Raw genomic sequence first — 14,324 nt, 5'->3', positions numbered from 1 at the left:
GCGTGCGGTGGCGAACGCACCTGCGAGAGCCGCATGAGCCCCTACCGCATCAGATGGCCGCCGTCCGCGATGATGGTCTGGCCCGAGAGGATGCGGGCATCGTCGGAACAGAGGAACAGCGCGAGGCTCGCAATGTCCTCGGCCTTTACCAGGTGCTTGACGGCCTGCCGCCCGATGGTTTCGGCCACATAGGCGGGCTCGGTCGCCGTTCGTTCGACCACCGTCCGCCCCGGCGCGATGCACATCACGCGGATCCCGGCCTCGCCGAGATCGCGCGCCAGGCACTGGGTGAAGCCACCGATCGCCGCCTTCGCCGTGCCATAGGCGATGAGGCCCGCGGCGCCCTGCATCCACGAAGTCGAGCCGAGGTTGATGATGACGCCGCCGCCAGCGCCCTCCATGTCCGGCGTCACCGCCTGGGCCGCAAAGGAGAGATGCCGCAGGTTCGTCGCCATGCGGTCGTCCCAATAGTCCGGGGTGATGGTGCGGAAGTCGTGCCGGGTATCGCTGCCGGCATTGTTGATGAGGATGCGGATCGGCCCGAGCTCGGCTCGTATCGCCGCAATGGCGCTGCGCAGCGCCTCGATATCGGTCACATCGGCAACCCGGGTCGCGACCGTGCCGTCGATCATCCCGGCCGTGCGTTCGAGCCCGGCGGCATCGCGGTCGATCAGCCCCACGAGGGCGCCCTGCCCCGCAAAGGCCAGCGCCACGGCGCGGCCGATACCGGCGCCGGCGCCGGTGATCAGCACCGGACGGCCGGCAAGACTGGGGTAGCGGTTGGTCAGGCTCATCGGCCGAACGTCCCGCTCGGCTGCCCACGCACGCCCGCCGCGATGGCGAAGATGCCGCCCGACAGCGGCGCCTCCACCAGCATGCGCTCGGCGAGGCGGATGCGGCCCGAGGTGATGTAGAGCGTCTCGAGCCTGTCGCCGCCGAAGCAGCAGCTCGACGGGCGCGGCACCGGCACGCCGACGACCCGGTCCAGCCGGCCATCCGGCGCATAGCGGCGCACCGCCCAGCCGTCCCAGACCGCCACCCAGATATAGCCCTCGGCATCGACGGTGAGGCCGTCGGGCTTGCCTTCGACCGGCGGGATCTGGATCACGCTGCGGCGGTTCGACAGGGTGCCGGCCTCGATGTCGAAATCATAGGCAAAGACACAGCCTTGGGCCGAGTCGACGAAGTACATCAGCCGGTCATCCGGGCTCCAGCCCATGCCGTTCGAGACGGTAAAGCCGGTGTCGTGCCGCCGCCATCTGCCATCCGCCTCGATCGAATAGAGCGAGCCGGCCGGCCGCGACGCATCGAGGGCCATCGAGCCGGCCCAGAACCGCCCGCGGCGGTCGCATTTGGCGTCGTTGAAGCGGTTGGTCTCGATATCGGCTTCGGGGTCCACCACCGGCGTCAGCTCGCCCGTGGCAATGTCGAGGAGTTCAAGGCCGTTCTGCGTCATCACCGCATAGCCGCCGGCGGCGCGCGGGGCGATGGCGGTGACCATCCGCGACACCTTGGTGGTGCTATCCTCTCCGCTGGCCGGGTCGAACACATGCACCGCCGGCGCGAGGATATCGAGCCAGACGAGGCGGCTCTCCACCGCGCTCCACATCGGCCCCTCGCCCAGATGCGCCGCCACCGGCAAGACGCACTCGGCATTGGCGGTAACCGCGGTGCGCGGCCGGTCCGGGGCATTGATGCTCATGGCTGTGGCTCCGACATTGCCCGAAATGCGCCGGGCCGCCTCCATCAGGTCGCGGCCGATCGTGTGCAGGCGCTCGACCGAAATGCGTTCGCGCGGACCGGAGACGCCGATCGCCGCGATCGGTTCATGCCGATGGTCGAGCACCGGCGCCGCCACCGACACCACGCCCGCGACGTGTTCCTCGATCGACAATGCATAGCCGCGGGCCCGGGTGAGCCCGAGATCGGCCAGGAGCCCCGGCTCGTCGGGCGGAATCTTGGTCGGATCGCCGGAATTGCGCAGTTCCGCGATCAGTTCATGCTGCCGGTGCGGCGCGAGGAAGGCCAGCAGCGCCTTGCCGCCCGAGGTGCAGTGCAACGGGGCGCGACGCCCCACCTCGATGCGGAAGCCGAACGCATCCGCCCCAAGCCGCCGGTCGATATAGAGGATCGCGCCACTCTCGATCTCGCACAGCGACACCGTCTCGTGGGTGAGATCGGCGAGGCGATCGAGTTCGGGGGCGGCGGCGCCCCGGAGGTCGAACTCGTCCCACACCTTGTGCGCCAGTTCGAACAGCCGCGGCCCCAGCCGGTAGGTCTGGTCCGCCTCGTTGAAGCGGATCAGCCGGAACTCCATCAGCGCTTCGAGGATGCGGTGCAGCGTCCCCTTGGGAAAGCCGGTGAGCTTGAGCAACTGGGTGAAGCGCTGTGGCCGCTCGACCTCGCCGAGCAGGTCGAGCACATAGAGCCCCTTGCCCAGGGCCGAGGTGCCCATGGGCATCTCATGCCCGCCCAGTTGTTTTGCGTCGATCGGCATCCCGGCTCCAGCGCTGACAGCGCTTTTGGTTTGTCGCGCTTTCCTGAAAGCGCTCTAGATCATTTAACGATCGGCAGCATCGGCATGGCGGCCAGGCTCGGCCCTTTGACCCACCCGCCGGCTGTCATCCCAGCGAAAGCTGGGACCCATCTGTCCATTTGCGCTGCGGCGAGTTGGGTCCCTGCTTTCGCAGGGATGACATCGAGTGTGGTTCCAGTCATCTGTGAAATGCTCTAGCTGATTGCCTGTTCTGTAGCCGGGTCGAACAGGTGGACGGAAGCCTGCGGCTTCAGTCCCAGCCGGATTGTCCCCCCGGAAAGCGGTGTGCCGACGTCGTAGAGCCGGGCGATCAGCGTGCCGTTGCCGAGCGGCTGGTGCTCGTGCTCGCCCGCCACCGCCGTCGCGACCTGCTGTCCGGGCAGCTTGAAATGCACATAGGCCTCGGTGCCCAAGCTCTCGACCAGCGTCGGGGTGATCTCCAGCGCCGGCGCATCGCCGCGCGCCAGGTCCAGCGATTCCGGGCGGATGCCGCAGATCACGGTCTTGCCGAGATAGGCCGCCGCCGCCTCGGCCACCGGCAGCCTGAGGCCGCCGGCATCGATATTAAGGCCCCGATCGTCGCGCTGCACCTTGCCGCTGAGGAAGTTCATCGCCGGCGAACCGATGAACCCGGCGACGAACATATTGGCCGGGTGATTGAACAGCGCGTCGGGCGAGCCGATCTGCTGCACCACACCCTTGCGCATGATGACGATGCGGTCGGCCATGGTCATGGCCTCGGTCTGGTCGTGCGTGACATAGATGGTGGTGACGCCGATGCGCCGCTGCAGCGCGGTGATTTCGGCCCGCATCTGCACCCGCAGGGCCGCGTCGAGGTTGGATAGCGGCTCGTCCATCAGGAACACCCGCGGCTCGCGCACGATCGCCCGACCCAGCGCCACGCGCTGCCGTTGCCCGCCCGACAAGGCCTTGGGGCGACGCTCCAGGAGGTCGCTGATTTCGAGTGCCTGGGCTGCCCGCTCGACGCGCTGGTTGATCTGCTTTTTGTCGGTGCCGCGCATCATCAGGCCGAAGCCGATATTCTGCCGCACCGTCAGATGCGGGTAGAGCGCGTAGTTCTGAAACACCATGGCGATGTCGCGCTTGGCCGGCGCCAGCTCGGTCACGTCCTCGCCGCCGATGATGATGCTGCCGGTGCTGGCCGCCTCGAGTCCGGCGAGGATCTTCAGCGCCGTCGATTTGCCGCAGCCCGAGGGGCCGACAAAGACGATGAACTCGCCGTCCTTGACGTCCAGCGACATGTCGTGGAGCGCCTGGAAGGTGCCGTAGCGCTTGTTGAGGTTCTGGATCTGGATATCGGCCATCGGACTATTTCCCCGCGCCTGCGGTCATGCCGCCGACGAGAAAGCGTTGCAGGAAGAGGTAGGCGATCATGATCGGCAGCGCGGCCAGCAGCGAGGCCGCCATCACCAGGTTCCAGTCGGTCTGGTACTCGCCCTTGAAGGTGGCGATGCCGAGGTTAACCGTCCAGCTGTCGGCATTGTTGGCAAGGAACGTGCGGGCGAACAGATAATCGGCCCAGCTCAGGACGAACCCATAGAGCGAGGTGGCAGCGAGCCCCGGCGCTGCCACCGGCAGGATGACCCGGAACAGCGCCCCCCAGGGCGTGCAGCCATCGACCTGCGCCGCCTGCTCGAGCTCGTTGGGAATGGAGTCGAAATAGCCCTTCAGCATCCAGGTGGCGAACGGCACGATCGCCGTCGCATGCGCGAAGATCAGCGACCAGAGCGAACCCATCAGGCCCAGCGAACGCATGATGCCGAACAGCGGGATGATCAGCATGGTGGCCGGCAGCATCTTGCTCATCAGGATGAACAGGCCGACATTCTCGCTGCTCTTGGTCTGGTAGCGCGACAGGCTGTAGCCGGCCAGCACCGCGGCCACCATCGAGATGCCGGTGGCGGCGACGGCGACGATGGCCGAGTTGGCCATCCAGCGCAGGATGTCGGTCTCGATGAACAGCCTGATATAGGTCTGCCACTGCGGGTCGGGCGGCAGGAAATGCGGCGGGTAGGCGCGGAGCGACCCGGGCGGCTGCAGCGAGGTCACCACCATCCAGTAGACCGGGAACAGCACCACGGCGCAGGCGACGATCACCGTCGCGTAGAGCAGGATGGATTGCCAGAGCTTGCGTTTCATCGAGCCCCCTCCCTCAGAACACGGCGTGGCTGGTCTTTTTGACCAGGAAGGCGCTGATCAGCGCGCAGATGACCAGCGTCACGACGCCGAGCGCCGAGGCGTAGCCCATGCGGAAGAACGAGAAGGCTTCCTCATAGGTCATGATGGCGAGCGTCTCGGTGGCGCCCACCGGACCACCGCCGGTCAAGACGTTGATGATCGAGAAGTCGCGGAATACCCAGAGCACGGTCAGCACCAGCGACACCCCGAGCACCGGCATCAGGCAGGGCAGCGTGATCCAGATGAAGCGCTTCCACACATTGGCGCCGTCGACGCGGGCCGCCTGGTAATATTCCTCGGGGATCGACTGCAGGCCCGCGAGGATCATGATGGAAATGAAAGGGAAGCCCTTCCACACCATCACCATGGTGACCGCCGAAAAGGCCGGCAGCGGCTGGTTGAGCCAGGAGATCGGCAGGCCGATCACCCCGAGCTTGAGCAGCATCCAGTTGAGCACGCCGAACGAGGCATCGAGGATCCACAGCCAGGTGATCACCGCCACCACTTCGGGAATGGCCCAGGGCAGCGCGATCAGCATGCGGGCGACGCCGCGGCCGCGGAACTGCTGGTTGACCAGCAAGGCCGCGCCGAGCCCCACCAGCATCGAGATGCTGGTCACCACCACCAGCAGTTTGGCGCTGACGCCGATAGCGTTCCAGAAATCGCTCGAAGCGAACAGTTTGACGTAGTTCTTGAGCGTGTATTCGCTGGCGCCGAAGCTGAGCGTCGCGAACTTCACGTCGTGAAAGCTGATCTCGATGGCGAGCAGCATCGGGTAGACGAGGATGCCGAGGATCAGCAGCACCGCCGGCAGCAGCAGCAGGTAGCCGAGCTTTCTGGCGTGGCGCGGGCTCGCGAGGTCAATGCCGAACAAGCCGGAACTGCGGCGCACCGGCGCCGTCACCGGGCGCGGCTGGGTCAGGTCGGTCATATCAGCCTCTCCTCCTCAAGATGACTGGAAGCGGGCCGCGCACCTGCCAGTGCGCGGCCCGCCTGTCGCTACTGCAGCGCTTCGGCTTCGGCCTGCACGGTCGCGGCGACGGCTTCGGTCGGCAGCTTCTCGATGATCATGCGCTGGAACTGCTCAGCCGCGAGCTTGGTGAACTCGTTGTTCTGCGCTTCGAGCCCCTTGGGCATGCGGTCGACACCGGCGGCCGAAGCGGCGTTGGTCGCGTCGATCAACAGCTGCATGTGCGGCACCTTCTCGAACGAGGCGGGGCCGACGGCGCCCGGGCGCGGCGCCGGCGAGGCGCCGAGCTCGGAATAGAGCTCCTGGAACTTCTGGCTGGTGGCGAGCTGGATGAACTCCCAGGCCAATTCCTTCTTTTCCTGCGGCGTCTCGGCCGCCAGCGTCAGCACGTTGGACGCCCCACCCAGCGGTGGCTGCATCGGCGAGGCCGCATATTTCAGGTGCGGCTGGATCGCCGGATCGGCCTTTTGCAGGAAGGCGTTGATCCACGGGCCGTTGAGGCGCATGGCGACCTTGCCTTCGATGAACAGCTGGTCGAGCTCGGCCCCACCCGGAGGCACCAGACCCTCGTCCACCAGGGTGCGCCAGCGGTTGATCCCCTCGATGGTCTCGGGGGTGTTGATGGTGACCTTGCCTTCATTGTTGGTCCAGCGGCCGCCGGCCGACAGCACGTAGATCAGCATGTCGTTGGTCCAGCCGGAATTGGCCGAGACCATGTGCACGCCGGTGCCGTAGACATCCTTGATGCCGTCGCCATCGCGGTCGATGGTGGTGGCGCGGGCCGCCGCGAGGAACTCTTCCCAGGTCTTGGGCGGCTCGGTGATGCCGGCCTCGGCGAGGATCTGCTCGTTATAGGCCATGATGTACCCGAAATAGAGCATCATGATGCACTGGGTCTTGCCGTCCCATTCGCAGACGCTCTGGCCCGCCCAGCCGTTGAGATCCATGCCCGATTTCTCGATCCACGGGCCCAGGTCCTCGAGCCAGCCGTTCTCGGCGAAGGTGACATATTCGAACGAGGTGAGATGCACGATGTCGGGCGCCGAGCCGGCGGCGAACTGGGTGATCATCGCGTCCGAATAGCCGTCGCGCGGCATCAGCGTGAAGTCGATCTTGACGTCCGGATGGGTCGTCTCGAACTCGTCGATGACGGCCTGCCACCAGTCGCCATAGCCCTTCTCGCCCTTCTGCCAGGACACGAAGTTCAGCCGCGTTTCGGCAGCGGCGAGCCCCGGTAGCGCGACGATGCCGGCCAAGAGCAGCGCGGCAAGTGTTTTCGAAAGCTTCATCGTCAATATCCTCCCAAATGTGACGTGTTATTTGACCATCGTGGCCAGCGCCCGGGCCGATGGCTCGGCGCCGTGGCCGGGCTTGTCGGGCACCAGGTATTTGCCCTCCCGCACCTCGAGCGCCGTCTCGACATAGGGCGCGTTGCGCGCCATCACCGAGTGCTGGAATTCGTGGCCGCGCAGGTTCTGCAGGGTCGCGCTGACCTGCAGGCTGGCGGCGAGAAAGATGCCCGTGCCGATGGTGGCATGCGGGATGATCTGGCGGTGATGCGCCTGGGCCAAGAGGCCCATGCGGTGGAACGCCGTGATCCCGGTGTGCCCCATCTCCGGCTGCACGATGGCCAGCGGCCCGGCTTCGAGCCGGGCGCGCAGATCAAAGACGTTGCGCCATTCCTCGCCCGCCGCGATCGGCACCGGCGAATGCTCGGCCGCCCGGCCGATGCCCTCGATATCCTCGGGTTTGCACACCGCTTCGAGGAACCAGGGATCGTAAGGCAGGCACTTATGCGCCAGCGCCACCGTCTCGACGTCGGTCAAGGTCCAGTGCAGGTCCGCCGCGATCATCGGCTTGGGGCCGAGCGCCTCGCGCAGCACCCGGAACTCCTCGACCACGCCGCTCTCGGCATGCGGCGAGGCGAACTTGAACTGGGTGAAGCCGCGCTCGAGCCAGCTGACGGCGAACTTCGCCCGGTCAGCCAGCGTCTCGCCCGGCAGGCCCGACACATAGGCCGGCACCTCGCTGCGGCGCGCCCCGCCCAGCAGCTTGGCGATCGGGGCGTTGCGGAGCTTGCCGCAGATATCCCACAGCGCGATATCCACCGCCGCCAACGCATCATGGGTATAGCCGCTGTGCTGGCCGCGGACGCGTTGCAGGTCGTAAAGGTCTTCGTAGATCACCGCGACATCGAATGGGTCGCGACCGACGAGGAAGGTCGACAAGAGGTCATCGATGATAGCCCGCACTGCGCCCGGGGCGACGATGCCATAGGTCTCGCCCCAGCCCACCGTGCCATCGACCGTCTCGATGCGGCAGAGCACCGTGCGGTCCTTGGTCGGGTACACCGTCCGGTTTTCGGCCCGGACGAAATAGCCGGCCTCGTTGGCGGACTCGCCGTTCTTGGGGCCGCCCAGATAGGGCTCGTCCTGCCGGTCGATCTGGATGGTGAAACTCTCGACCGATTTGATGCGGCTCGTCATCATGCATCTCCCAGGGCAGGCAGTTTCGGCGCGGCGCCGACCGGCAGCAGGTCGGCGATCTCGGCAATCATCATGTCGATCTCGGCGAGGCCGTGAGCGTCGAACTTGGGCAGCGGAGCCCGCACGCCGGAGCTGGTGAAGATGCCGCGGCGCATCAGCACTTCCTTGGTCAGCGACATCCGGTAGATCATCTGCACCAGCAGCAGCGGCAGCGAGCGGATATAGAGCTCACGCGCCCCACCGAGATCGCCGCGGCGATAGGCCCGGAACAGCGCGGCGTGGAGATCGGTGATCTCGGCTGCCGGCATCAGCGCCACTGCGCCCCGCTCCAGCTCGTCATAGACATAGCGCGCGCCGCCCCCGCCCATTACGCCGTCGAGCCGGTCGCCGACCGCTTCGAGCAAGGCGGTGATGCGGGGGCCCGACGGGAGCGTCTCTTCCTTGACGTAGCGGATGGCCGGGACGGCGCGAACCACCTCGGCGATGGCCGCGACCGGCAGGCCGCTGCCCACCGGCGCCGGTGCGTTCTGGAGGATGATGTCGATACCGGCCTCGGCCGCGACAGTGCCGAAAAAGGCAACGAGGCGAGCGGGATCGGCGCCGACCGATGCCGGGGCCATGACCATGGCGGCTGTCGCGCCCGCCGCCTTGCCGATGCGGCAGAAGGCGATGACTTCCTCGGGAGTTGCGGCGCTGGCCCCGACGATGAGCGGACGGCGGCCGGCGAGCGTACGGCCGACGATCCGCACCAGCGTCTCGCGCTCGGCGGCGCTCAGGTGGTCGAACTCGCTGGCAACGCCCGGAAACACCACGCCATCCGCACCCGCATCGAGGGCGAACTCGGTCACCCGCGCCATGCCGGCCTCATCGATCTGCCCCGACGCGTCGAACGGCGTCGGCAGGACCGGCAGCACTCCCTCAAGCATCCTCAACTCCCTTAGTTCCATATGTTGGAACTACTTTCTTTAATATGGAACTGATGCCACGAGCCGTGCTAGCGGTCAAGGGCGCGTGACGAAGTTGCTGATCGCGCCGACCAGCAGAACGGGGATCCGATGCAGATTTATGTGGAGTGGACATCAGCGAGCTTCGCCGCCGACCTGATCGACGCGGCCGGGGCGGTGGTGGCCGAGATCCGTCAGCCGCTCGGCGTCAACCAGGTGAAGGACGGAGCCTTCGAGGCCCGCTTCCGCGAGCTGATCCCGGCCGACTGGCGTCATCGCGCCACGCACGCCTATCTCGCGGGAATGATCACCGGACGGGGCGGCTGGCTCGAGACCAGCTTCGCGCCGGCTCCCGCGGGGTTGGCGGAGATCGTCGCGCAAGGGAAACGGCTTGTTGTCGACGGCCTGCCGCTGCTGTTTCTCAGCGGCGTCAGTGTCGACGATCCGCTGCCCGATGTGATGCGTGGCGAGGAGCTCAAGGCCATCGCCGCAGCCGGAGCGCACCCGGCCGCCACCGTCATCCTGCCGGGCGCCCACACCAAATATGTCGCCGTCGAAGCCGGCCGCATCACGCGTCTCGCCACCTATATGGGCGGCGAGACCGCCGCGCTGCTGCGCCGCGACTCGCTGATCAGCCGTTTGATCCCCGAGGGGCCGGAGATCACCGACGCCGGTTTCGAGCTGGGCCTCGCGACGGCCTGGAGCAGCGACATTGCCGGCGGCCTGTTGCGCCGGCTGTTTTCCGCCCGCAGCCTGGTGCTGTTCGAGCGCCTGCCGCGCGAGGATATTGCCGGCTACATCGCCGGCCTCGTCACCGGCGCCGAAATCCTCGAAGCCGAGGCGGAGTGGTCGCTGGGATCAGTGCCCGTTCTGGTCGCCGGCAGCAGCCCCGATGCCGTCCGCTACCTGACGGCCCTCCGCCGGCGCGGCATCGCCGCCGCATCGGCGCGGATCGATATCGGCGGCCTTATCGCCGCCCTTCCCGCACCTGCGCTCCTCCCGGGGTGAAGCGCAGCCGGTAGCTGCGGCTGGCGCCCGGCGGCAACCGCGAAACCCCTGGCAGGGTGGCGAACTGCCGGGGCTCGGTAATGGCGATCGGCATATCGCTCCACGGCTCGAGACAGAGGAACGGCGCCACGCCCCGGCTCCACAGCGCAAACTGTGCGAAGCCGTCGAAATCGAGCGTCATATGCGTCACCTCGGTGCCGAACCGCACCGAACGGCTGGCGATATCGGGCATGCCATGGGCGGTCGAAAAGTCGATGTCGGATGGCACGGCGACGCGCCCGTCAAAGCTGTAGCGAGGGACCGGCGCGGCGCCGAGCGGCTGCGTCTCTCCGGCCTCCACCGCGTCGAAATGCAGCCGATGCGCCTCGCGCCGCCCCGCCCCCGGCAGCGGCCAGTTGAAGCCCGGGTGGGCCCCCAGCATGTAGGGCAGTTCGGCCTCGGCATCCGGGTTGTGCACCCGCATCACCTGCGTCAGTCCCTCGGCGTCGAGCGCGAAATCGACGCTCAGCTCGAAGGCGTAGGGGAACGTCGCCAGGGTCTCCGGCGACGATCGCAAGCGCAACCGGCAGGCGTCTCGCGCCGCCTCCAGCACGTCAAATCCGCTGCCCGGCGCAAAACCATGCGGTGGCAGCTCCATCGGGGTATCACCGAGCAGCACCAGGCCGCGCGGATAATGCGACACCACCGGGAACAGCACCGGCGCGCTGCGCCGCCACGCCTCCGATTGCGCCTGCCAGATGAACTCCCCGACCTGGTGATGCCTGAGGGATGTGAGCTCCGCCCCAACAGCAGAGATGCCGGCGGTCAGCTCACCAGCCTCGAGCTCGATCGATCCCACCGAAGGTTACCCCGCCTGATTCCTGGTTTCTCGCGCCCACAATTGAAGGCGTAACGGCTGACAAGCCAAGTGGCAGATTGCGATGAACCCCGGGGGCCCTGCTCTCACCAGGACCGCCGCTCCCAGAGCGCAAGCGCGTCGGCGCCGGCCGGAAAGCGCAACTGCCCGGTGGTATCGTGCACGGCGCGCCACACCCCTTCCGCGACATCGCTTTCGCTGGTGGTCACTTCAGGGCGGGCGCTGAACACTGCCGTGGCGTGGGCCGCGTAGGCCGGCGGAACCTGCGCAGCGAAGTCGAAGGCCGAGTTCTGCGCGAAGCGCGTGCTGACCCCGAGACCGGGCTCCACCAGCTTCACCCGCAGGCCGAACGGCGCGAGTTCGGGCACCAGGGCCTGCGAAAACCCCTCGATCGCCATCTTGCTCGCGGTGTAGGGCGCCGAGAACGGGAAAGCGCCGAGCGTTGCCGAGGAGGTGACGTTGACCACCGTACCGCTGCCGCGCTCGCGCATGCCCGGCAGCACTGCCTGGGTCATCGCCATCACCCCAAAAGTGTTGGTCTCGAAGATGCGGCGGATATCGCTGAGCGGCGCGATCTCGAAGGCGCCGCCGAGGCCCACCCCGGCATTGTTGACCAGGACGTCGATCGGCCCGGCCGCGGCGATGCAGGCGGCAATGCTGGCGGCGTCGGTGACCTCGAGCGGCAACAGCCGCATCCGCTCGGAGGCGGGCAGGATGCCCGGCTCGGGCTTCCGCATGGTGGCGATGACGTTCCAGCCCGCGGCGTGAAAGTGGCGGGCGGTCTCGCGGCCATAGCCCGAAGAGGCGCCGGTGATGAGAATGGTGTTCATGAAACTCTCCTTCAGTTGCTGGAGTTGAGAATGCGGCCGAGCCAGGCGCTGCGCGTCTGCCGGGCGATGAGCGACAGCCGCGCCGTGGGGAACAGCGCGTCGAAACCGTGAAAGCCGCCGGGCCAGACATGCAGCTCGGCTTCGCCGCCGGCCGCCCAGATCCGGCTCGCGAAGGCTGTGTCCTCGTCGCGAAACAGTTCGGCCGAGCCAGTATCGATGAAGCTCGGCGGCAGCCCGCCGAGATCGGCCGCCAGCGCAGGCGACACATAGGCCGGCACTTCGGTGGCGGCGCCGAGCAGCGCCTGCCAGCCAAAGGTGTTGGCGGCTCGCGTCCAGGTGGCGGGCCCCTCGGCATATTGCCGGCTCGAGACGCTGTCATTGCGATGGTCGAGCATCGGGCAGATCAGCACCTGCGCGGCAATCGCCGGGCCGCCCCGGTCACGCGCCAGCAGCGTCATGCCGGCGGTCAGGCCGCCACCGGCGCTGGCCCCGGCAACGATCAGCCGCCTGGGGTCGATGCCGAGCTCAGTGGCGTGCGCGGCGACCCAGACGAGGCCGGCGTAGCAATCCTCGACCGGGGTCGCGCCCTTGGCCTCCGGCGCCAGCCGATAGTCCAGCGTCACCACCACGGCGCCGAAGCGCTCGAGCCAGTCGAGCGGAATATCGAGGTTGGCGAAGCGGTCGCCCATCACCATGCCGCCGCCATGCAGCCAGTAGATGCACGGCGCCGCCGCCTCGAGCCCGGCCGGGCGGAACATCGACAGCGGCAGTTCGGCGCCATCGGCAGCGGTGATGCTCAACTCGCGCCGTTCGATCGAGCGGCCCTCGAGGAAGGCTTCGGCCGGCAGCTTGTATTGGCGCAGCAGCGGCAGGCTTTCGGCATCGAGCGCCGGCGCCGCCGGCAACTCTGCCAATAGCCGGGCCAGTTCGGGGTCCAGTGCAGGGCGGGACGTGGTCATGGGAGGGTTCCTTTGGGCAAGGCGATGCCACGACGCCGATGGGCGTGTGCGGGCGTCGCGGTGAATAGGGGAGCTAGAGGACGGCTTTGCCGCCCAGCGGCACTTCGTCGGTGTAGGCGCTGTCGGCGACCAGCGGACCGAACTCGGCGGTATAGGCCTTCGCTACGTCGCTGCCGAAGAAGCGGCCATGCGCTTCCGCGCTGCTCCAGCCTTCGGTGACGAACACCAGGTCCGGGTTGCTGGCCGAGCGGCCGATCAGGAAGACGAGGCAGTCGTCATGCTCGAGCGAGGGAGCCCGTTCGAGCAGTGCGACGAGTTCGTCGCCCTTCCCCGGCTGGGCGGTCATTGCGGCGTGGAAACCGTGCTTGCTGGTCATTTCGAGTGTCCTTTCGTTGCCGGCACGCCCAGTGCTCGGCGGCAACGACACCAAACCATTTCCAGCCCCCGCAGCGGTATCACAGGGCTCCCGACGACTTGCACGATCCTACCATCATCGAGAGAATCGTTTGAACTCAGCCTTCTCCGCTGTTACTCAAGCTCCATGCAGATCGATGAACTCAACGCCCTGATCGCCCGCCACGCCCGGCCCGATGCCTCGACGCCGGTCGAGGGCGTGCTGCTCGCCGAGCACAACGCCTCGATCGAGGAACACTCGACCACCGGCACGGTGCTGGCGCTGATCGCCCAGGGCGAAAAGCACCTGGCGCTGGGCGACCGGCTCTATCGCTACGGCGCCGGCCAATATCTTGTTGCTTCGGTTGACCTGCCGATCAGCGGCCAGTTCGTCGGCGCCAGCCCCGAGCACCCGGCCCGCGGCTTCGGCATGGTGCTGCATCCGCCCAGCATCGCCGAGCTGCTGCTCGAGGCCGGCTCGGAGAGCCTCGGCCGGCCTAGCGGCGTACCCTCCGGCCTGATCGTCTCCGATGCCCCGAGCGAGTTGCTCGATGCGGTGTTGCGGCTGCTGCGGCTGTTCGACCGGCCGCGCGACCTCGCCGTGCTGGCGCCATCAATCAAGCGCGAAATCCTCTGGTGGCTGATCGTCGGCGAACAGGGGGCGACGGTACGCCAGCTCGGCCTCGCCGACAGCCATCTCAGCCACATCGCCCGCGCCGTGCGCTGGATCCGCGAGCACCATGCCAGCGCCTTCCGGGTCGAGGACGTGGCGGAAATCTGCGGCATGAGCCCCTCAGCGTTCTATCGCAATTTCCAGGCGGTGACGGCGATGAGCCCGATCCAGTTCCAGAAGCAGATCCGGCTGCAGCAGGCCCGGCTGCAGCTCGCCGCTTCCCCCGACGACGTCGCCGGCATCGGCTTCCGCGTCGGCTATGACAGCCCCTCGCAGTTCAGCCGCGAATACCGCCGCCAGTTCGGCGCCCCACCCAGCCAGGACGCCCAACGTTTGCGTGGCGAGGTGAGGATGGCGTCGCTGGTGTAGATGGTGCAGTCGGCGTCCCTCTCCCGCCTGCGGGGTTACGGATGAGCGCCATAGGCGCTCACCGTTGGGGGACCAGCCGACAGGCTGGTGGGAGGTGCCGC

14 protein-coding genes are annotated in these 14,324 nt (G+C 67.5%); 2 read left to right on the top strand and 12 right to left on the bottom strand.

What is annotated here, in order from left to right; all coding sequences use genetic code 11:
* Positions 1–41: 41 nt before the first annotated feature.
* From ASC89_RS04420 to ASC89_RS04385, 8 genes are all read right to left on the bottom strand, one after another.
* Positions 42–794, bottom strand: coding sequence for an SDR family NAD(P)-dependent oxidoreductase (locus ASC89_RS04420; protein WP_055995077.1), 753 nt, complete (start codon positions 792–794; stop codon positions 42–44).
* Positions 791–2,497, bottom strand: coding sequence for an SMP-30/gluconolactonase/LRE family protein (locus tag ASC89_RS04415; RefSeq protein WP_156384503.1), 1,707 nt, complete (start codon positions 2,495–2,497; stop codon positions 791–793). The genes ASC89_RS04420 and ASC89_RS04415 overlap by 4 nt, the downstream gene beginning before the upstream one ends.
* Before the next feature lie 233 nt (positions 2,498–2,730).
* Entirely contained in the window at positions 2,731–3,861 is a 1,131-nt protein-coding gene (locus tag ASC89_RS04410) for an ABC transporter ATP-binding protein (protein WP_055884299.1), read from the bottom strand.
* A 4-nt stretch (positions 3,862–3,865) separates the two neighbouring features.
* Positions 3,866–4,696 carry a carbohydrate ABC transporter permease gene (locus ASC89_RS04405; protein ID WP_055995074.1) on the bottom strand — a complete coding sequence of 277 codons (831 nt, stop codon included), beginning with the start codon at positions 4,694–4,696 and terminating at the stop codon, positions 3,866–3,868.
* A 13-nt stretch (positions 4,697–4,709) separates the two neighbouring features.
* Positions 4,710–5,639: a carbohydrate ABC transporter permease gene (locus tag ASC89_RS04400; RefSeq protein WP_055884446.1), complete on the bottom strand. Its 930-nt coding sequence runs from the start codon at positions 5,637–5,639 to the stop codon at positions 4,710–4,712.
* A gap of 95 nt (positions 5,640–5,734) precedes the next feature.
* A complete protein-coding gene (locus ASC89_RS04395) occupies positions 5,735–6,994 on the bottom strand; it encodes an ABC transporter substrate-binding protein (protein WP_055884304.1) in 1,260 nt (419 codons plus the stop codon).
* Positions 6,995–7,021: 27 nt separating this feature from the next.
* A complete protein-coding gene (locus ASC89_RS04390) occupies positions 7,022–8,191 on the bottom strand; it encodes a mandelate racemase/muconate lactonizing enzyme family protein (protein WP_055995071.1) in 1,170 nt (389 codons plus the stop codon).
* The gene (locus ASC89_RS04385; protein ID WP_055995068.1) at positions 8,191–9,117 is read right to left on the bottom strand and encodes a dihydrodipicolinate synthase family protein; all 927 of its coding nucleotides are present in this window, start codon (positions 9,115–9,117) and stop codon (positions 8,191–8,193) included. Before ASC89_RS04385 ends, ASC89_RS04390 begins: the two co-directional genes overlap by 1 nt.
* A 129-nt stretch (positions 9,118–9,246) precedes the next feature.
* Between ASC89_RS04385 and ASC89_RS04380 the strand changes: the two genes are divergently transcribed.
* Positions 9,247–10,143, top strand: a complete 897-nt coding sequence (locus ASC89_RS04380) for a 2-dehydro-3-deoxygalactonokinase (RefSeq protein ID WP_055995065.1) — start codon at positions 9,247–9,249, stop codon at positions 10,141–10,143.
* Here ASC89_RS04380 and ASC89_RS04375 read toward each other — a convergent pair.
* The 4 genes from ASC89_RS04375 to ASC89_RS04360 all read right to left on the bottom strand — a co-directional run bounded on the left by ASC89_RS04375 (position 10,103) and on the right by ASC89_RS04360 (position 13,164).
* Positions 10,103–10,981: a hypothetical protein gene (locus tag ASC89_RS04375; protein WP_055995062.1), complete on the bottom strand. Its 879-nt coding sequence runs from the start codon at positions 10,979–10,981 to the stop codon at positions 10,103–10,105. The two genes, ASC89_RS04380 and ASC89_RS04375, sit on opposite strands and share 41 nt — an antisense overlap.
* A 104-nt stretch (positions 10,982–11,085) precedes the next feature.
* Positions 11,086–11,829, bottom strand: coding sequence for an SDR family oxidoreductase (locus ASC89_RS04370; RefSeq protein WP_055995059.1), 744 nt, complete (start codon positions 11,827–11,829; stop codon positions 11,086–11,088).
* 11 nt (positions 11,830–11,840) lie between these two features.
* Positions 11,841–12,788: an alpha/beta hydrolase gene (locus tag ASC89_RS04365; protein WP_055995056.1), complete on the bottom strand. Its 948-nt coding sequence runs from the start codon at positions 12,786–12,788 to the stop codon at positions 11,841–11,843.
* A 73-nt stretch (positions 12,789–12,861) separates the two neighbouring features.
* Complete coding sequence (locus ASC89_RS04360) at positions 12,862–13,164, bottom strand: putative quinol monooxygenase (RefSeq protein WP_055884324.1); 303 nt, start codon at positions 13,162–13,164, stop codon at positions 12,862–12,864.
* Between the two features lie 165 nt (positions 13,165–13,329).
* On the opposite strand from ASC89_RS04360, the gene ASC89_RS04355 reads away from it, so the two are divergent.
* The gene (locus tag ASC89_RS04355; protein ID WP_055995052.1) at positions 13,330–14,223 is read left to right on the top strand and encodes an AraC family transcriptional regulator; all 894 of its coding nucleotides are present in this window, start codon (positions 13,330–13,332) and stop codon (positions 14,221–14,223) included.
* Positions 14,224–14,324: the final 101 nt, after the last annotated feature.

Source organism: Devosia sp. Root413D1 (assembly GCF_001425235.1).
Classification (GTDB): domain Bacteria; phylum Pseudomonadota; class Alphaproteobacteria; order Rhizobiales; family Devosiaceae; genus Devosia_A.
This window is presented reverse-complemented; position numbering and strand designations above follow the sequence as displayed.